The organism is Glaciihabitans tibetensis, from assembly GCF_003003265.1.
GTDB classification, from domain to species: domain Bacteria; phylum Actinomycetota; class Actinomycetes; order Actinomycetales; family Microbacteriaceae; genus Glaciihabitans; species Glaciihabitans tibetensis.
Window position 1 is genome coordinate 86,549 of the sequence record NZ_PVTL01000001.1, and the last position, 18,659, is coordinate 105,207.

Here is an 18,659-nt window from a genome sequence, read left to right on the forward strand (position 1 = left end):
CCATCGAGATTCGCGGCGCAGTCGAGCTGCCCGCCGTGCGTGAAGACATTGAGCTGACCACCTCGGACGGCCTCACCTTGGTCGGCGAATTGGCGCTGCCGGAGTCGGGTGCGCCCGTCGCGACCCTCGTGTCGCTGCATCCGCTCCCCACCCACGGCGGTTTTATGGACTCTCACATTCTGCGAAAGGCGGCGGCCAGGCTGCCCGCGCTCGCGGACGTGGCCGTATTGCGCTTCAACTTTCGCGGCGTGACGTCCCCGCGCGGGCGATCGGAAGGCGAGTTCGGCGAGGGAATCGCTGAGGCCGCCGACCTGGCTGCCGCGATGGACTTCGTCACCGCCCGCGGGCTGCCCCATCCCTGGCTCCTCGGGTGGTCGTTCGGAACAGAAGTTGCCCTCAAGTTTGGGCTTCGTCATGCGGTGGATGGCGCGATCCTGCTTTCTCCGCCGCTGCACCGAACGTCGCCTGAGGAGATCGCCGCGTGGGAGGCCAGCGGCAAGGAATTGCTCGTGCTGGTACCGGAGTTTGACGATTACCTGCGGCCCGCCGAAGCTGCGGAGCGGTTCGCGTCCGTCCCCAGCTGCGACATCGTCGGCGTCGAGGGCGGAAAGCACCTCTGGGTTGGGGAGACCCAGACTAAACGAGTGCTCGACGAGATCGTCGCGCGCGTGAATCCTGCCGCGCTGCCGCTACCCGCCGTCTGGGAGTAGCGGCAGGGCCCTCAGAGCGCGTCCGGTGCGTCAGCGGACGCGCGCGATGCGTCAGAGCGCATTCTGGCGCGGCACGAACACCTGTTTGATGATGAGCAGTACCGAGGCGGCGACGGGAATGGCCACGAGAGCGCCCAGGACGCCGAGCAGGGTGCCGCCGATGAGTGCCGCGAGCACCACAACGACTCCCGGCACTTGAACGGCCGAGTTCATGATGCGCGGGCTGATCACGTAGGCCTCTACCTGCATGTAGACGAGGTAGTAGATCCCTACGGCAACGACCTGCCACCCCGGACCCTCGAAGAGCAGAACGCCCAGGGTGATGACGATCGCCGAGGTGAGCGTTCCCACGAGGGGAATGAGCGATCCGATCACCGCGATGAAGGCGAGCAGCGCCGAATATTTCACCTGGAAGACGAAGGTGAGCAGGATGAACGAGAGCACGCCGTTGACCAGCGCCAGTGCGCCCTGGCCCATCACGAAGCGGCCGACGGATGCGCTGACCTGCTCCGCGAGGTCAACGAATTGCGCACGCTTCGAGGCGGGAACGAGCTGGAACAGGGCACGCTTGATGGATGCCAGCGACGACACAAAGTAGAGGGTCAGAATCAGCACGATGATGGTGCCGAATACGGCGTTCGCGATGGTGACGCCGGCAGCGAGGACCCCGCCGCCAATGCTCAGCACGTCCAGATCCTGCAGGAAGCTGTCTGCCTGGTTGAACACCGTGTCGACGTCGAGCCACGGGATCGTCTCTTGTAAGTCGTCCCGGAACCCGGGGGTGAAGACCGTGGGGATGATTGTCTGAAGCTGCGCGACAAGGGTCGTGATCTGATCGGTGACCACAGGGATGATTGCGAACACCAGACCGGTGAAGGCCCCGAGTACGCCCGCCAGGACGGTGAGAATGGCCAGGGAGCGCTTCCATTTGTGCCGCTCGAGGAAGGACACCAACGGGTCGAGGCCGAGCGCGATGAACAGCGCCGCTCCGACATAGGTGAGGATCGTGGCCAGGTTTCCCACGGCAGCGCCGATCCCCAGCGCAACAATGACGCCGAGTCCGCCGAAGAGCCCGATGCTGAACGCGTTATGGATTTTCAAGCTGGGCCCCTCGCCGCATCAGTCCTGGTTTGTTGCCTTCTCTGCCTGCGACAATACCCCGCGCAGGCTCTCGAAGTATCCTGCCACGGCCTCGCGCTCCAGCCGGATCGTGGCGAGGCGATCCTCGGATTCAGTGACCAGGCGGGTGGTGCGCTCCTCAGCGTCGTTCACCATCGCCTTGGCACGAGAGTCGGCGTCGTCCAAGATCTCGCGCGCGGTCGCTTCGGCGCGTTCGCGCGCGGTTCGCAGCTGTTCTGTGGCGAATGCCTCGGCGGTGACCGCCTCGAGCCGCTTCTCTGTCGCCCGGGCGATCGCGTCGTTGAGCTGGGCCTGCGCCTCGTCGAGGTACTTCTGGGTTTGCGCGCTTGCCTCCTGTTGGCGGGTAAGCGCGTCCCTCTCAGCCTCGTCGCGACGGGCCTTCAGCTCCACGTCGAGGTCAATGCGCGCCTGCTCCGTCTCGCGGGCAATGGTCGATCGGGTCTCATCGAGATCGAAGGCAATCTTGGCCTGAACGGTTTCCAACTCGAGCGCGAGCTCTGAGCGCTGTCGTTCGACGTCGCGGACAAGGTCGGTGCGCTCCTGCTCCACATCGTGCGCAAGGATCCGACGCGCTTCCACACTCTCGGCGTCGACCTCGGCGCGCGCGGCGGCGACTTCGGCCGCGACCGAAGTCCGTGCAGCGGCCACCTCCGCCTCGATGTCCGCGCGGGCAGTGGCCGACTCGCTGTCGAGCAGTGCGCGCGCCGCAATGAGCTCAGCGTCGAGAGCTGCCCGGGTGGCTTCGGCCTCTCCCTCTCGGGCGGCGCGGGCACGCGAGTTCTCGCTGTCAATCGCCGCGCGAGCAGCCACGGTCTCATTCGCCAGCTCGGTGCGCTGGGTGGCGATCTCATTCGTCAGCTCGGTGCGTGCGGTGGTGATCTCGTTCACCAGCTCGCTTCTGGCGCTGCCAATCTCGATATCGAGCGCCTCGCGGCCGGCAGAAATCTCGTTCTCGAGGGCCGTGCGCCTGGTCGACATCTCAATCTCGAACTCCGTGGTTCGGGCGAGCAGCTCGTTGTCGATCTCGGTGCGACGCGCTGCGGTGTCGTTGTCCAAAGTGGCGTAGGCCGCCGCCATCTCACCAGCGAGCGCGGCCCGTGCGGCCTCCGTCTCGTTGGCAAGACGAGTGTTCGCGGTGTCGAATTCGAGGGCGAGTGCGGCGCGTCCGGTCTCCAGCTCCCTGGCGAGGTCGGTGCGCCCCTGCTCGATGTCGCGGGCGAGATCGCCGCGGAGGCGAGCGTTTTGCGATTCGTAGTCGATACGCCCCAGCTCAGTCTCGCGGGCGAGGATCGCCGCATTCTCCCGCGCTTCGCTCGCCTCGCGGGCCGCGACCGCGGCGAGTTCGGCTACTTCCCGTTCGGCCGCGGCGCGAATGGCCGCAGCTTCCCGCTTCGTGGTGGCGCGGAGTTCGGCCGCTTCGGTGGCAACGGCGCCGCGAATGGCTGCCGCTTCTTTCATTGCGCCGCTGACGAGTGTTTCGCCTTGCTCGGTGGTCCCACGAAGAAGCTGGTCCGCTTCGGTTCGCGCGGCGTCGCGCAGCTGCGCGGCAGCCGTTGTGGCGTCCGACAGCTTCTTTTCCGCTTCGTCGGTCGCGTCCCTGACGAGTCGCTGCACGTCGACCTGCACCGACCTGCGCAGCTTTTCGGCGTCAATGTCGGCCTGGCTGATCAGCCTGGTGGACTGTTCCTCGGCGACGCGAAGCGTGCTTTCGAGGCGAGTTCCGAGCCCGGCGTAGGTCGGTGTGCCCGCCTCGTCGAGCTCCGCCTGGAGGTCCTCGGCGACGGCTGCGAGCCGCTTCGCCTCTTTCGCGGCCTCCGCGCGATCGGCATTTGCCTTAATGAGGTCACGCCTGAGATTTTGGACCGCGCGGTCTACCTCTTCTTTACGGTAGCCGCGAAGTTCTGAACCGAAATCTGCATCGTCAGCAGCCACGGGGTCTCCCTAAAGTCATTCAAACTGTGACGAGTTTAGCGAGCCGTTCGAAGCGAGCGCATTCGGTGTTACCGCCCGGGCGATTGCGCTGTCAGATGATTCCCAGATGCTGGGTTAGGTGCAAATCCGGGGCATCAGCTATTCTGAAATGTCTTTGACGTTGCCATCCTTCGGCGTTTTCCCGTTGGATCCCTCCTCTCGCCCCTGATGCGAGCGTCCAGTTCCACTGCGACGGAGGGTGCCTGACCAACCCCAGGGCAGGGCAGCACGAAAGGAGTTACCCGTGCGATTTGTTCTCGCCATAGTCAGTTTTGTACTCGCGGCCCTGATGATCGGTCTGGGGATTGGTCAGCGCACCTTCCTCGCAGGGCCAGACGAGGTCACTGCGTCGACCACAGAAACAAGCCAGACGCCCGTGACCATCATCGACGGAAGCGCGCTGAATGCCAACGCGCAGTCCCAAACGGTCAAAATCGACGGCGCCCCCACTGTCTCGGCCGCATACGGCAAGACCGGCGATGTGCTCGCATGGGTGGGCGACGCGAGTTACACCCTCATCACTTACGACGAAGAAAGCGGCGAGCTGGTCTCGACCGTTGAATCCGGCTCAGAAGAGACCGTCCCTGCGTTGGCCGGCTCCGACCTGTGGCTGCGTGAGTACTCCGCCGAGTCCCCGATGCGCATTCGCGTCAACCTTCCGGAGGACGTCTCGATTGTCGCCATCTCTGATGGCACGGCCGCCGCTCCGAGCGACATCAGCGTCAGCTGGCCGCTCGACAACACCTCGCAATCCGCCGGGCCCCTCATGATTGCCGGTGCGGGTTTCCTGCTGCTCGGCCTCATATTCCTCATCTGGGGGCTCACCCACGTGCGCAAGTCCCGTGGCCCCCGGCGCACCCAACAGAAATCACCCAAAATGCCTAAACTCCCGCGTCAGCCGCGGTACAAGCCCGTCAAAGCGAAACGTCCCAAGGCGCTCACCACCGGACGTAGCCATCGCAACCGTCGGGTCGCTGTTTCCCTTCCGTTGCTACTCGCGGGCGCGGTAGCGCTGTCGGGGTGCAGTGCCGGTATCTGGCCGATGGCTGACGGCGTGACATCCGCCTCTCCCACCCCCACTCCCACCGACGGTGCCGAGTCCGAAATCGAAGTGCCCTCGGTCACCGAGGCGCAGGCTACGAGCATCATCAGTGACATCGGCGCGGTCGTCGCGCAGGCCGATTCCACCCGCGACAAGGCGCTTCTTGCCACCCGCATGACGGGTCCGGCGCTCGAGCTTCGTTCGGCGAACTACGACATCGCCGCAGTTGACGCGGCCGCCGCGGGAACGCCGACCGAAATTCCGTCCGAGACCGTCGAACTGGTGCTTCCGCAACAGTCCAGCGAGTTCCCGCGCACCATCTTTGCGGTCGTTCAGGAGCCCGCAGCGGCTGACGCCGACCCCGCGGTTGCTGTGGCGGCGCCGACCGCGATGATGCTGGTGCAGGATGATCCTCGCTCCAATTACAAGGTCGAGTATGCAGTTTCGCTGCTCGCGGGCATCGTGGTGCCGGGCACCGCTCAGCCCAGCGTGGGCGCGGCCCTCGTGTCTCCGGACAGCAAGTTCCTGCAGATGGCGCCGTCCGCGGTCGCCGGCGCGTACGTGGACGTGCTTATGAAGGACACCGCAAGTGAATTCTTCGCCCAGTTCGACCTGACCGTCGACTCGCTGTACACGGCCTCCGGCCTTCCCGCGAAGACCACCCGCATCCAGGAGCTGTCGACCACGGCAACGGAGACCCTCACCGACAGCGTGGGCACGGGCAGGGTTCTCGGCATGACCACCGCCGACTCTGGCGCGATCGTCGCCGTGCAGGTGAACCAGACGGACGAGGTCAAGCCCGTCAAGGCCGGCGCCGCGGCCCTCACCGCGGGCGCTACTAAAGCTTTGCTTGGCAAAGACAAGAGCACTACCGGCGTGGTCGGCACGTACAGCGCAGAGCTGTTGTTCTACATTCCGTCCGCAAACACCCCCGGCCAGGTGAAACTCCTCGGATTCTCGCGGAGCCTGGTCTCAGCGAAGGAGCTTCCGTGACCAACGTTCCTCTCAGCCCTGCGAGCATGCGCGGCGCAGTCGACCTCTCGTCGCTTGTGAACCCGCGACCGGCCCCGACGCCCGTTGCCGCGCCTGAGGGCGGCACATCGTCGACCGTGGTGCTCGCGGCCGATGACGCGTCGTTCACGCAGGTGCTCGAACTCTCCAACACCGTGCCGGTGGTTGTCGAGTTCTACGGGCAGGGCGTTGCAGCGCAGCTCGGACCAATCGTTGAGTCATACGGCGGCCGGATCGTTCTCGCCACCGTCGACGGGCAGGCGAACCCCCAGCTCGCGCAGGCGTTCCAGGTCACCCAGATCCCGACGGTCGCTGCGGTTGTCGGCGGCCGTCCCGTGCAGCTGTACGTCGGAGCCTATCCCGATGCTGAGGTTCGTCAGGTGCTTGACCAGGTGCTCGAGCTTGCGGCGAAAAACGGCGTGACCGGCGTGGTCCCGGCGGGCGATGCCCCGGCGGTCGAGCCGGTGGAAGAGCCGCTTCCGCCCCACCACCAGGAGGCGTTCGACGCCATCGCAGCCGGCAACTATGAGGCTGCGATCGCCGAGTACAAGACCGCTATCGCGCAGAACCCGCGCGATAGCCTCGCCGTCGCCGGCCTCGCGCAGGTCTCTCTGCTCCATCGCCTCGACGGGGTCAGCCTCGATGAGGTGCGAAGTGCGGCTGCGACCGATCAGGCGGATGTCACGGCGCAACTGGCCGTTGCAGATCTCGACGTCAGCGGGGGACACCTCGAAGACGCGTTCGATCGCCTGCTCACCCTGTTTCCGACCCTTGACGCGGACGGCAAGACTGCCGTGCGCACGCGCATGCTGGAGTACTTCGAGATCGCTGGCGCGGACGACCCGCGGGTCATCGCGGGCCGTCGCCGGCTCACCGGCCTGCTGTACTGACGGCACTGCGACGCGCTAACGCTGCATTCCGACGCGCTGCACTGCGACGCGCTAACTCTGCGACGCGCTAACTCTGCGACGCGCTAACTCTGCGACGCGCTAACTCTGCGACGCGCTAATGCTGCATTCCGCCGCCACAGCATTTACCCGAACACAGCGAAGGGCGCCACCGATCGGTGGCGCCCTTCGCTTTTGCTGCGCGAGGCGACAAGCCCCGGTGGCCGCTACTCCTTACGGAGCTTCAGCCAGAGCCCGGCGAGAGGCGGCAGGGTGAGGTCGGCGGATGCCGGCCGACCCGCCCACGGCTCGTCGACGGCCGTGACAGACCCGTAGTTGCCTACGCCCGATCCGCCGTACTCGACGGCGTCGGTGTTGAGCAGTTCGTCCCACGTGCCTGCGAAGGGCAAACCGGTGCGGTACGGACCCACGGGCGCGCCACTGAAGTTCATGAAGATCGCAATGGGCTGCCCGTCCGTGTCCCACCGAAGGAACGACACCACGTTGTGCTCGGCGTCACCACCCTCGATCCACTCGAATCCGCTCGGCGAGTTGTCCTGCTGCCAGAGAGCCGGCTCGGCACGGTAGATGTGGTTCAGTGCTCCTACGAGCTTCAACAGGCCCTGGTGCACCGGCTGGTCGAGGATCCACCAGTCGAGTCCGCGCTCTTCGCTCCACTCCGACAGCTGGCCGAACTCCTGGCCCATGAAGATCAGCTGCTTGCCGGGGTGCGCCCACATGAAGGCGAGGTAGGCACGGAGGTTGGCGAGTTTCTGCCACTGGTCACCGGGCATCTTCGCGAGGAGCGAGCCCTTACCGTGCACGACCTCGTCGTGGCTGATCGGCAGCATGAAGTTCTCGCTGTACGCGTACAGGAAGCTGAAGGTGATGTCGTTGTGGTGGTGCGAGCGGTACATCGGATCGAACTGCATGTACTGGAGCGTGTCGTGCATCCAGCCCATGTTCCACTTCATTCCGAACCCGAGTCCGCCGCCCGACGTCGGGGCCGTCACTCCGCCCCACGACGTGGATTCTTCGGCGATCATGATGATGCCCGGGTTGCGCTTGTACGCGGTCGCGTTGACCTCCTGAAGGAAGGTGATCGCCTCGAGGTTTTCCCGTCCGCCGTACTTGTTCGGCAGCCAGTCATCCCCCTCGCGTGAATAATCCAGGTAGAGCATGGACGCGACGGCATCCACGCGGAGGCCGTCGATGTGAAATTCCTCAAGCCAGTACAGCGCGTTGGCGACCAGGAAGTTGCGCACCTGAGAGTCGCCGAAGTTGAAGATCAGCGTGCCCCAGTCGGGCTGCTCGCCTCGCCGCGGATCGGAGTGTTCGTACAGCGGCTGCCCGTCGAACCTGGCCAGAGCCCACTCGTCCTTGGGGAAGTGCCCGGGTACCCAGTCCATGATCACGCCGATGCCGGCCTGGTGCAGCCGGTCGATCAGATACTTGAGGTCGTCGGCGTGTCCGAACCGGCTGGTCGCCGCGTAGTACCCGGTGACCTGGTAGCCCCAGGAACCGCCGAACGGGTGCTCCGCAAGCGGCATGAACTCGACGTGAGTGAAGCCGGTTTCCTCGAGGTACTCGATCAGCGGATCGGCCAAATCGCGGTAGCCGAGACCGGGACGCCAGGAGCCGACGTGCATCTCATACACGCTCATAGCGGAGTTGATGGCATCGGTCGCGCCGCGGGTCGCCAGCCAGGCAGCGTCGTCCCAGACGTGTTTCGTCTCGCCGACTACAGAGGCATTTGCCGGGGGATGCTCCGTGTGCCGAGCCATCGGATCGGAACGACTGACCCATTCCCCACTGGAGGTACGCAGCTCAAACCGATAGTTGTTCCCGGGAGCAAGGCCCGGGATGAAGAGCTCCCACACGCCATTGTCGTCCAGACGACGCATCGCGTACAGCACGCCGTCCCAGCCGTTGAAGTCGCCGAGAACGCGGGCAGCGGTTGCATGAGGCGCCCAGACGCTGAACGACGTTCCGAGGACATCCTCGTGGGGGCGGTAGTGAGCCCCCAGCACCTTCCAGATTTGTTCGTGGCGGCCTTCGCCCCACAGGTACAGGTCGACCTCGCCAACCGAAGGCACAAATCGGTACGGGTCATCGCTGATCCAGGGCGCACCGTTGTCGTAGGTCGTTTCGAGTGTGTAAGCCTGGCCCGAACCGGCCGCGAAACCCTCCCAGAGTCCCTCCGCGGTGTGACGCAGCGGAACCCGGGTACCGTCGGCCTGAACGGCCGTCACGGTCCAGGCGAGGGGACGAACGGCACGAATGACAAAGCCGCCGTCAATCTGGTGCTGGCCGAGCGTGTCGTGCGGACGGGGGTGGATGCCCTGTACGAGGGAAGCAATGAGCCCGGGGTGGAGCTCAGGAAGCGAGTGCAGCTCGGCCATTAGGCGTCCTTTGGCTGTGGAGAGTCGGATGGTCCCGCGGCTGCGGGGGTGTAGTCGACGGAGAGAATGTGCACGGGCTCGTAGAACGCGTCCAGGCGCACGTAGTTGTCGCTACCCCAGGTGAACCTCTGGTCGGTCAGCAGGTCCTTCACCTCGAACGTGCCCCCTGCAGGCAGGCCCAGCTTGGACAGGTCGAGGTGGATGGTTGTCTCCCGAACGGAATGGGGATCCACGTTGGCGACGACAATGATGCCGTCGGCTTTGCCCGAGCGGGTGAACTCACCGGCCAAATACTTCGTGTACACAAGGATTGAGTCGTCGTCGCTCCAGTGCACCTCGAGGTTGCGCAGCTGGCGCAACGCGGGATGTGCGGCACGGATCTTGTTCAGCTGTGTCAGGTAGGGCGACAGGGATGCACCACGCTGCTCGGCCGCGGCGTAGTCGCGCGGCTTGAACTCGAACTTCTCGTTGTCGATGTTCTCTTCGCTGCCCGGGCGGGCAACATCTTCATACAGCTCGTAACCGGAGTAGACGCCCCAGGTGGGTGACCCGGTCGCTGCGATCGCGGCGCGCACCTTGTAGGCTGCCGGGCCGCCGAACTGTAGGTACTCCGTGAGGATGTCCGGCGTGTTCACAAAGAGGTTCGGACGAAGGTAGTCCGCGGTGTCGTGGGCGATACCGGTGAGGAACTCGGTGAGCTCTTCCTTCGTGTTGCGCCACGTGAAGTACGTGTACGACTGCTGGAACCCCACGGCTCCGAGCGAACCCAGCATCGCCGGGCGCGTGAATGCCTCGGCGAGGAAGACCACGTCGGGGAACTCGGTGTTGACCTCGTGCAGCAGCCACTCCCAGAACTGGAGCGGCTTGGTGTGCGGATTGTCGACGCGAAAGATGGAGACGCCGATGCCAATCCAGTACTTGACGATCCGCAGGATCTCTTCGCGCAGCCCGATCGGGTCATTGTCGAAGTTGATCGGGTAGATGTCTTGGTACTTCTTCGGCGGGTTCTCGGCGTAGGCGATTGATCCGTCCGGCAGTGACGTGAACCATTCCGGATGCTCCGTCACCCAGGGATGGTCGGGTGAGCACTGCAGGGCGAGGTCGATAGCGATCTCAAGGCCCTGCTTGCGCGCGGCGTCGAGGAAGGAGGAGAAGTCCTCGATGGTACCGAGCTCCGGATGGATTGCGTCGTGCCCGCCAGCCGCGCTTCCGATCGCCCAGGGGGAGCCGGGGTCGTGCGGGCCGGGGTTGAGGGTGTTGTTGGGCCCCTTGCGGAAGGTCTGACCGATCGGGTGGATCGGGGGCAGATATACGACCTCGAAGCCCATGTGCGCAATCGCAGGCAGGCGCAGTTCGGCGGAGCGGAACGTGCCACTCGTCCACGAACCGTCCGCATTTTTGCGGGCGCCTTCGCTGCGCGGGAAGAACTCGTACCAACTACCCACCGCTGCGCGCGTGCGTTCCACGCGCAAGGTCAGCTCAGCGCTGAGGGTGTCGAGGCTCGCGATCGGACGGTCGGCAATGAGTGCGGTCAGCCGCGGGTCGCTTGCCGCAGCCAATCGATCTGCGGGCGAGAGGGTCTTGTCTTTGAAGATCCGGATCGTGTCCTTGACAATCTTCTGTATACCGGCGCGTCCGAGGAGCTCGACCCCCATTCGGAACATCAATTCGACGTCGATACCCGCCGGAATCTTGATTTCGGCGTTGTGCAGCCAGCTGGCCCAGTCGTCGCTGTACGCGTGCACGCGGTACCGCCACTGGCCGGCAGCTGGAACCTGGACATCCACCTCCCACCGATCAAGCCCGGGCGCTCCCGGGTGCATCCGATGGGTGGTCTCGGTACCGGAGGGGGACGTCAGCTGCAGCTCAACGCCCAGCTGATCGTGGCCCTCGCGGAAGACCGTCGCGCCAAAGGGCACAACTTCTCCGGCAAAGGCTTTCGCCTGCCACCTGTTCTCGGGTTGTTGGGGCCTCAGATGACGAATCGGAATGCGCCCGATTCGCGGTTCATAAGACTCACGCTCGACTGTGTTTTCTGGTGCGGCTGCGATGCCGTCTACTGGTTTCGCCACGATTCGACCGTACCGCTAAATCGACCCTCAGCGGGCAGCTCGCGCGCTTGTCGTCAAGACTTGCTCGTCTATAGGGCGAAGTCACAGGCGCCTATGTCGTCAGATCTCGCCCGGGCATTAGGGTGGCAGGGTGAAGGCAATCCGACGATTTACCGTGCACACCGTTCTTCCTGAAGCGCTGATTTCGCTTGAGGAACTCGCCACGAATTTGCGCTGGTCCTGGCATCATCCGACCCGGCAGCTGTTTGCGTCGATTGCTCCGGAAGTCTGGGACGAGATTGGTCACGATCCCGTCGGACTCCTGGGTGCCGTCGAGCCAGCGCGCTGGCAGCAGCTCGCAGACGATACCGAGTTCGTCGAGCGGGCCAACGCGCTGCGTGACGACCTGCACGCGTACCTGACCGAGCCACGCTGGTACCAGGGGCTCGAGGATGCGCCGAGCACGATCGCCTACTTCTCACCCGAGTTCGGTATCGCCGCAGCGCTGCCGCAGTACTCCGGCGGTCTCGGAATCCTCGCGGGCGATCACCTGAAGAGCGCGTCCGACCTGGGCGTACCCATCATCGGCGTCGGACTGTTCTACCGGGCGGGGTACTTCCGCCAGGCGATCTCGCGCGAGGGATGGCAGCAGGAGACATACCCGGTGCTCGACCCCGATGGCCTGCCGCTGCGGGTGCTGCGCAACCCCGACGGCACCGCGGCACAGGTGACGCTCGCTCTGCCCGACGGCCGGGCGATGCGCGCACGCATCTGGCAGGTTGCGGTCGGTCGCATCACGCTGTTGCTGCTCGACACCGACATCCCGGAGAACGAGGACGCGCTGCGGTCGGTGACCGACCGGCTGTACGGCGGCGGGGGAGAGCACCGCCTGCTGCAGGAGCTGTTGCTCGGCATCGGCGGCGTACGCGCCATCAAGGCGTTCACCGAGCTCACCGGCGTCGCCGAACCCGAGGTGTTCCACACAAACGAAGGCCATGCCGGTTTCCTCGGCCTGGAGCGCATCAGCGACCTCATCGGCAACGGCTTGTCGTTCGACGAGGCACTGCAGGTGGTGCGCGCGGGTACGGTCTTCACAACCCACACCCCTGTTCCCGCCGGCATCGACCGGTTCGAAAGCTCCCTCATCGCGCGCTATTTCTCCGCCGACTTGCTCCCGGGCGTCGACACGGCCGCGGTGCTGAGCCTCGGCGCCGAAGACTATGACGGTGGGACCCCGAACACGTTCAACATGGCGGTCATGGGCCTGCGCCTGGGACAACGTGCGAACGGCGTTTCGCAGTTGCACGGCCACGTGTCCCGCGGGATGTTCGGTGCCCTGTGGCCCGACTTCGACCAGGACGACGTGCCCATCGCATCCGTCACCAACGGCGTGCACGCGCCGACCTGGACGGACCCGCTGCTGATGGAGCTCGCCTCAGACCGCCTCGGCAGCACCGACACGACAACGGCCGACTGGAATTCTTCTGCCGTCACCAGCGCCGACCTGTGGAACGTGCGTGGGCAGATGCGCGCCCAGCTGGTTGCGGATGCGCGCGAGCGCGTCGCGGCGGCATGGTCGGAGGAGAATCCCGGGGTCGGCAGCCCCGGCTGGATCGATCGGATACTCGACCCGAGGGTGCTCACCATCGGCTTCGCCCGTCGGGTGCCGACGTACAAGCGCCTGACCCTCATGTTGCACGACCCCGAGCGGCTGAGGGCTCTGCTGCTGCACCCGACCCGGCCTATCCAGATCGTCATCGCGGGCAAGTCGCACCCCGCGGATGAGGAGGGCAAGCGCCTGATCCAGAAGCTGACGCAATTTGCTGCGGGAGCGGACGTACGGCACCGCATCGTTTTTCTGCCCAACTACGATATCGCGATGGCGCAGGTGCTGTACCCCGGCACCGACGTATGGCTGAACAACCCGCTGCGACCGCTCGAGGCCTGCGGCACCAGCGGAATGAAGGCGGCGCTGAACGGCTCGCTCAACCTGTCGATCCTCGACGGCTGGTGGGCAGAGTTCTACGACCAGGAGAACGGGTGGGCCATTCCCACCGCCGACAGCGCGGTGGACAGCGGCGAGCGTGACACGCTCGAGGCCGAGGCAATGTACGACATCATCGAGCACCAGATCGCTCCACGGTTCTACGACCGAAACGATTATGACGTTCCGGAGCGCTGGGTGTCCTCGATACGTCACACGTTGTCGACCCTGTCGCAGCCGTTGAGCGCAGACCGAATGGTGCAGGAGTACGTCACCCGGCTGTATGTGCCGGCTTCCCACGCCGAGCGCACCATCAGTGCCTCGTCGTACGGTCCAGCACGCGAGCTTTCGGCGTGGAAAGCGCGGGTGCGCGAGGCCTGGCCGAGCGTCCAGGTCACTCACGTCGAGTCAGGGGGAGTCGATACGACGCCGCAGGTCGGTGACTGGCTGCACGTGCGAGCGCTTGTCGAGCTCGGTCCGTTGGCTCCGGAAGACGTCAAGGTCGAGGTGGTCTACGGCAAGGCGCAGACTGGCGACGAGCTGACCAAAATACGGCGACTCGCTCTGACTTTCGAGAGTCACGAGCTTGGGCAGGCCGCGGTATTCGTCGGCACCGTCGAGCTGGCACGCCCGGGGAGCTTCGGCTACAACGTGCGGGTTGTTCCATCCAACGATCTGCTGGCCACCCCCGCGGAGCTCGGACTGATCGCGGTCGCCCACTAGACGGAACGGTCGACGCGCGGGTCGCGCAGGACGCGCGACCCGCGCGCAGGCCACGCCGCCTGCCCGTGGGTCGAGCCGCCCGCGTCACGACCGCGTCAGTCCTAACCAGACGTCGTCGGTCCTAACCAGACTTCGTCAGTCCCACCCAGACCTCGTCAGTCCCACCAGCCCGCGTCAGTCGCGGGCGATCGGTGCCGTGATGCCGTCGGTGATGCGCAGCAGGTCCGCTGGAGCTAAACCGATGTCGAAACCCCGGCGCCCGCCCGAGACGAATATTGTCTCGAAAAGCTCCGCTGTTTCATCGAGCACAGTGGGAAGGCGCGTTTTCTGTCCGATCGGGCTGATTCCGCCGAGGACGTATCCCGTCTTGCGTTGAGCCACGGCCGGATCGGCCATTGAGGCTCGCTTACCGGACACGGCCGCGGCGAGTGCGCCGAGATCGAGTTTGCCGGCCACGGGCACGATAGCGACCACCAGGCGCCCGTCGACCTCGGTCATCAGCGTCTTGAACACCTGTTCAGCGTCGAGTCCCAGCTCGGACGCCGCTTCGAGCCCAAAATTGCGGTTCGCAGCGTCGTGGGTATAGGAGTGGGAGGAAAACGAAATACCGGCCGCCTCAAGTGCGACCGTCGCGGGGGTTCCGAGGGCCATAAGCCCAGTGTGCCAGTGCGGTCAGTAGGCGCGCAGCAGGATCATCGAGGTGCCCGCGACCGTGAGCTCGGAGCCCGGCGCGTGGTGAGTCTCCTGCTCGCCAGGCCTTTCTGGCGCGGATTCTCTCGCGGAGTCCCAGAGCAGGCTGTATCCCGCAACGTCGGCGTGTTGGGGGAGCGTCACCGTTATGTCGTTCTCCAGCCCGTGAACGATGAGCAGGATGCGGTTCAGTTCCTCGAACTCGGGGGTGGAGGCGGCGAGGTACTGCAGGGTGCGTGCGGCGGGCGAGTTCCAGTCGGCCTCGCTCATCGACAATCCTTCGGTGTTGTACCAGTCCATCTGCGACGCCGACGGAACCGTCTCGGCGGCGCGCCCGAACCGCACCGGGCGTAGCGCGGGATTCTCCCGACGCAGCCGCAGGAGATCCCGGGCGATCTTCACCTGCTCGAGCTGCCAGGGCTCGCGCTCCCTCCAGGACAGCCAGGTCAACTCGGTGTCGTGACAGTACGCGTTGTTGTTACCACGCTGGCTGCGCCCGTACTCGTCGCCCGCGGTGAGCATCGGAATTCCCGAAGACAGCAGCAGCGTGCCCAACAGGTTACGAATGGCCTTGCGCCGAGCCGCGAGTACCGCAGTGGACCCGGTCGGTCCCTCGACGCCGTGGTTGAAGGAGTGGTTGTCGTTAGACCCGTCCCGGTTCTTCTCGCCATTGCCGAGATTGTGCTTCTCGTCGTAGGCGGTCAGGTCGGCGAGGGTGAAGCCGTCGTGGGCGGTGATGAAGTTCACGGACGCGAGCGGGCCGCGCTTCTCGGTGAACACATGCGACGAACCCGCGAAGCGGCGGGCAAATCCGCCAATACCCTGCTTGGCATCGCCGTTGTGGCGGGCGGACGCGACATCCGACAGCCAAAAATCCCTCGCCCGGTCGCGGTAACCATCGTTCCATTCGTGGAAACCGACGGGGAAGTTGCCCACCTGCCACCCGCCGCTTCCGACGTCCCACGGTTCGGCGATCATTTTTACACCCGCGAGCGCGGGGTCGTTCACGATGGCGTCCAGCAGCGGATGGCCGGGATCGTATTCGACGCGGGCATCACGGCCGAGCGTTGCGGCAAGATCGAACCGGAAGCCGTCGACCTGCACCTCGTTTGCCCAGTAGCGCAGCGAGTCCATCACGAGGCGCTGGGGGACGGGGTGGGAAAAGTCGACGGTGTTGCCGCAGCCCGTGACGTCGATGTACTCGCCGTCGGCGAGCTGCCGGTAGTAGCTGGCATTGTCGAGGCCACGCAGGGAGGTGGTGGGTCCCGTCGGTCCCTCTTCTGCGGTGTGGTTGTAGACGACGTCGAGGATGACCTCGAGGCCCGCCGCGTGGAGCAGTTTCACCATTCCCTTAACCTCGCGCAGCACTGCCCCGGCGCCCGCGGCCTGCGCCGTCCGGGTCGCGTAGGCGTAGTGCGGAGAGAAGAAGTTGAGCGTGTTGTAGCCCCAGTAGTTCGTCAGTCCCTGCTTGATCAGGCGTTGCTCGCTCACCGACTGGTGGATCGGGAGCAGTTGCACCGTCGTCACCCCGAGGTCCTTGAGGTACTCGATCGTGCTGGGGTGCGCGAGCCCGGCGTAGGTGCCGCGGAGCTCTTCGGGAACATCTGGATTCAACCGGGACAGCCCGCGGACGTGGGCCTCGTAGATGACCGTGAAATCCAGGGGGACCTGCGGCTTGACCACGCCGCCCCAGTCGAACGAATCATCCTGCACGAAGGAACGCCAATCGCCGTTCGGCGTGCGTGCGAGCCCGCGGGAGTAGGGATCGAGCAGCACCCTCGTCGGATCGAATCGGTGCGTTGCGCCCGTGGGGCCGGACGCCCGCACGGCGTATCGAGCGCCAGGAACCAACGCGGCCGAGGCGCCGACCCACACCCCGGCAGAATCGCGAGTCATGGGCACGACCGAGTCGAGCCAACTCGCGTCGCGCTCGGAGAAAAGACACAGTTCCATGGCGGTGGCGTGCTGTGACCAGACACGCAGCTCGCCGCCCTGGCTTGTCGCGGTTACGCCAAGGGCGCGCAACGGATCGGAATCAGGCATGGGACCTAGAGTAGTTACTGCACGAGTCCGCGATGTTCCGGGCCGTTCTGCCCTAAGGATTCCTCATGGCCATTTACCTCGATCACGCGGCGACCTCTCCGCTGACGCCGGAGGTTCTCGCCGCGTATGTCTCCGCGCTCGGGGTAGTTGGCAACCCGTCGTCGATTCACAGCCAGGGCCAGAACGCAAAACGCATGCTTGAAGAGGCCCGCGAACAGGTCGCGGCGTCGCTCGGAGCCGATTCGGTCGAGGTGACGTTCACCTCGGGCGGAACAGAGTCGATCAATCTCGCCGTCAAAGGTCTTTACTGGGCGCGCAACAAGTCTCCAGCGTTGCGCCCGCGCGTGCTCATCGCGGCGGGGGAGCACCACGCGACCGTGGACGCCGCCAGTTGGCTCGGAGCGTTCGAGGGCGCGATCATCGAAGAGGTTGCCATCGACGAGGCGGGGCGCATCGACCTCTCCGCGCTCGAGGCGGCGCTCGCGGATGACGTCGCGCTGGTCAGCATCCTCTGGGCCAATAACGAGGTCGGCACGATCCAACCGATTGCCGACGTAGTCGCGCTCGCCGCGGCCCACGGGGTTCCGGTGCACGCCGACGCTGTCGCTGCCTACGGCTACATTCCCCTCGATTTTCACGCGTCCGGGCTCGCGGCCCTCAGTGTTTCTGCCCACAAGATCGGGGGACCGACCGGTACCGGCGCGCTTGTGCTCGCGCGCAGCGCCACCGTCATCCCCCTGATTCACGGAGGCAACCAGCAGCGTGGACGCTCCGGTACGCAAGACGCCGCGGGCGCGGTGGCGTTCGGTGTCGCCGCCTCCGCCGCGGTGCGCGACCTGGCGGCCCACTCCGTAGCGTTGCAGGTGTTGCGCGATCGCCTCATCGCTGGCGTGCGCGAGGCCGTGCCGCAGGCGATCCTCCGTGGCGATCCGGTTGACCGCTTACCCGGCAACGCGCACTTTACCTTCGCTGGGTGCGAAGGTGATTCGCTGTTGTTCCTGCTCGATGTCGCGGGATTTTCCGTGTCCACCGGCTCCGCCTGCCAGGCGGGCGTGCCCGAGGCGTCCCATGTGCTGCTGGCGATGGGGCTGAGCGAGGCCGATGCCCGGGGTGCTTTGCGGATGACGCTGAACCACACGACCACGACCGACGAAGTCGACGCGTTCATAGCGGCACTCCCTGCCGTGGTGTCCCGCGCGACGGCAGCGGGCTACGCCGATCGGGATGTGTCCCGTGGCGCATAGCACCCGGCACGGCAACCCGGACGGTGCCCGGCACGGCAACCCGGACGGTGCCCGGCATGGCGACGCGGACGGTCTCCGGCGCAGCGCCGCGCGCGCGCCTGCACTGCTCGTGAGCGGCGGCCTCGCGTTGGCCCTGCTGCTGACGGGGTGCACGGGCGGTGACGGTTCGGGCTCGGGCGGCTCGAGCTCAGGCGGCTCGGGATCGGGCTCCGGCTCCGGAGACTCTTCCGCGACGGAATCCGCGAGCCCCTCGCAATCACCCAACACTCCAGACCCGGCGCCCAACGACTCGCCTCTTATGGCCGTCTACCCGGCTGAGCTCACGGCCGCATCCGCGGAAGCGGAGACGGTTCGCGTCGCCGATCAGATCCAGGCGCTCCTCGACCCCTCAACCATTCTCTTCGTCGACGACCACCCGCAGCTGGTCGACTCCTCTACGGGCACCGGCCAGTACTTCGGAGTGTTGCGCATCCTGAGTTTGACCGAGTCGACCGATCCTGTGTTGCTGGCGAAGGTCCTCACGCTCGAACTCAAGGGCGCCGGATGGACGGAGGCGAGCGTCGACGCGACCGACGGCTCGTACTTCGTCGCGCTGGTCAGTTCTAAAAACGCAGACCAAGCCTGGATCCTGCAACTGGGCGGCGATACATCCGCAGAGGGCAACGGGGCTATCACGCTGAACCTGCTCAGTCCAACCTTCCCCTGATCACCTGCCCTTGCCCTGATCACCTGCCCTTCCCCTGATCACCTGCCCTCTCCCA

Annotated in this window: 12 protein-coding genes; 6 read left to right on the forward strand and 6 right to left on the reverse strand. The window is 65.6% G+C overall.

The features are described 5' to 3' along the window. Window positions 1-2 precede the first annotated feature (2 nt). Window positions 3-710 carry an alpha/beta hydrolase gene (locus tag B0I08_RS00445; protein ID WP_106209916.1) on the forward strand — a complete coding sequence of 236 codons (708 nt, stop codon included), beginning with the start codon at window positions 3-5 and terminating at the stop codon, window positions 708-710. 51 nt (window positions 711-761) lie between these two features. Here the strand turns inward: B0I08_RS00445 and B0I08_RS00450 are convergent, their stop codons facing one another. Continuing rightward, window positions 762-1,811: an AI-2E family transporter gene (locus B0I08_RS00450; protein WP_106208752.1), complete on the reverse strand. Its 1,050-nt coding sequence runs from the start codon at window positions 1,809-1,811 to the stop codon at window positions 762-764. An 18-nt stretch (window positions 1,812-1,829) separates the two neighbouring features. Continuing rightward, window positions 1,830-3,782: a coiled-coil domain-containing protein gene (locus B0I08_RS00455; RefSeq protein ID WP_106208754.1), complete on the reverse strand. Its 1,953-nt coding sequence runs from the start codon at window positions 3,780-3,782 to the stop codon at window positions 1,830-1,832. Window positions 3,783-4,065: 283 nt separating this feature from the next. Between B0I08_RS00455 and B0I08_RS00460 the strand changes: the two genes are divergently transcribed. Together B0I08_RS00460 and B0I08_RS00465 are read left to right on the forward strand one after the other, a co-directional pair. Next, a complete protein-coding gene (locus tag B0I08_RS00460) occupies window positions 4,066-5,856 on the forward strand; it encodes a DUF8094 domain-containing protein (protein ID WP_106208756.1) in 1,791 nt (596 codons plus the stop codon). Beyond that, complete coding sequence (locus B0I08_RS00465) at window positions 5,853-6,764, forward strand: tetratricopeptide repeat protein (RefSeq protein ID WP_106208758.1); 912 nt, start codon at window positions 5,853-5,855, stop codon at window positions 6,762-6,764. The genes B0I08_RS00460 and B0I08_RS00465 overlap by 4 nt, the downstream gene beginning before the upstream one ends. A 224-nt stretch (window positions 6,765-6,988) precedes the next feature. Here the strand turns inward: B0I08_RS00465 and glgB are convergent, their stop codons facing one another. Both glgB and B0I08_RS00475 read right to left on the reverse strand, forming a co-directional pair. Continuing rightward, complete coding sequence (glgB, locus tag B0I08_RS00470; RefSeq protein WP_106208760.1) at window positions 6,989-9,163, reverse strand: 1,4-alpha-glucan branching protein GlgB; 2,175 nt, start codon at window positions 9,161-9,163, stop codon at window positions 6,989-6,991. Continuing rightward, window positions 9,163-11,238 (reverse strand): maltotransferase domain-containing protein, encoded by a 2,076-nt coding sequence (locus tag B0I08_RS00475; RefSeq protein ID WP_425432981.1) that lies wholly within the window; start codon window positions 11,236-11,238, stop codon window positions 9,163-9,165. Before B0I08_RS00475 ends, glgB begins: the two co-directional genes overlap by 1 nt. 127 nt (window positions 11,239-11,365) lie before the next feature. On the opposite strand from B0I08_RS00475, the gene glgP reads away from it, so the two are divergent. Continuing rightward, window positions 11,366-13,921 carry an alpha-glucan family phosphorylase gene (gene glgP, locus B0I08_RS00480; RefSeq protein WP_106208762.1) on the forward strand — a complete coding sequence of 852 codons (2,556 nt, stop codon included), beginning with the start codon at window positions 11,366-11,368 and terminating at the stop codon, window positions 13,919-13,921. 174 nt (window positions 13,922-14,095) lie between these two features. Here the strand turns inward: glgP and ybaK are convergent, their stop codons facing one another. Both ybaK and glgX read right to left on the reverse strand, forming a co-directional pair. After that, window positions 14,096-14,572: a Cys-tRNA(Pro) deacylase gene (gene ybaK, locus B0I08_RS00485; RefSeq protein WP_106208764.1), complete on the reverse strand. Its 477-nt coding sequence runs from the start codon at window positions 14,570-14,572 to the stop codon at window positions 14,096-14,098. A gap of 21 nt (window positions 14,573-14,593) precedes the next feature. Continuing rightward, window positions 14,594-16,654, reverse strand: coding sequence for a glycogen debranching protein GlgX (glgX, locus tag B0I08_RS00490; protein ID WP_106208766.1), 2,061 nt, complete (start codon window positions 16,652-16,654; stop codon window positions 14,594-14,596). A gap of 65 nt (window positions 16,655-16,719) precedes the next feature. On the opposite strand from glgX, the gene B0I08_RS00495 reads away from it, so the two are divergent. Together B0I08_RS00495 and B0I08_RS17665 are read left to right on the forward strand one after the other, a co-directional pair. Further along, the gene (locus B0I08_RS00495) at window positions 16,720-17,898 is read left to right on the forward strand and encodes a cysteine desulfurase family protein (protein WP_106208768.1); all 1,179 of its coding nucleotides are present in this window, start codon (window positions 16,720-16,722) and stop codon (window positions 17,896-17,898) included. Then, window positions 17,888-18,604, forward strand: a complete 717-nt coding sequence (locus B0I08_RS17665) for a hypothetical protein (protein ID WP_181243096.1) — start codon at window positions 17,888-17,890, stop codon at window positions 18,602-18,604. The genes B0I08_RS00495 and B0I08_RS17665 overlap by 11 nt, the downstream gene beginning before the upstream one ends. The last annotated feature ends 55 nt before the right edge of the window (window positions 18,605-18,659 follow it).

Excerpts from the sequence above, each read along its gene's own strand:
- glgB (WP_106208760.1), bottom strand. The coding sequence starts at position 9,163 with ATGGCCGAGCTGCACTCGCTTCCTGAGCTCCACCCCGGGCTCATTGCT.
- ybaK (WP_106208764.1), bottom strand. The coding sequence starts at position 14,572 with ATGGCCCTCGGAACCCCCGCGACGGTCGCACTTGAGGCGGCCGGTATT.
- glgX (WP_106208766.1), bottom strand. The coding sequence starts at position 16,654 with ATGCCTGATTCCGATCCGTTGCGCGCCCTTGGCGTAACCGCGACAAGC.
- B0I08_RS00495 (WP_106208768.1), top strand. The coding sequence starts at position 16,720 with ATGGCCATTTACCTCGATCACGCGGCGACCTCTCCGCTGACGCCGGAG.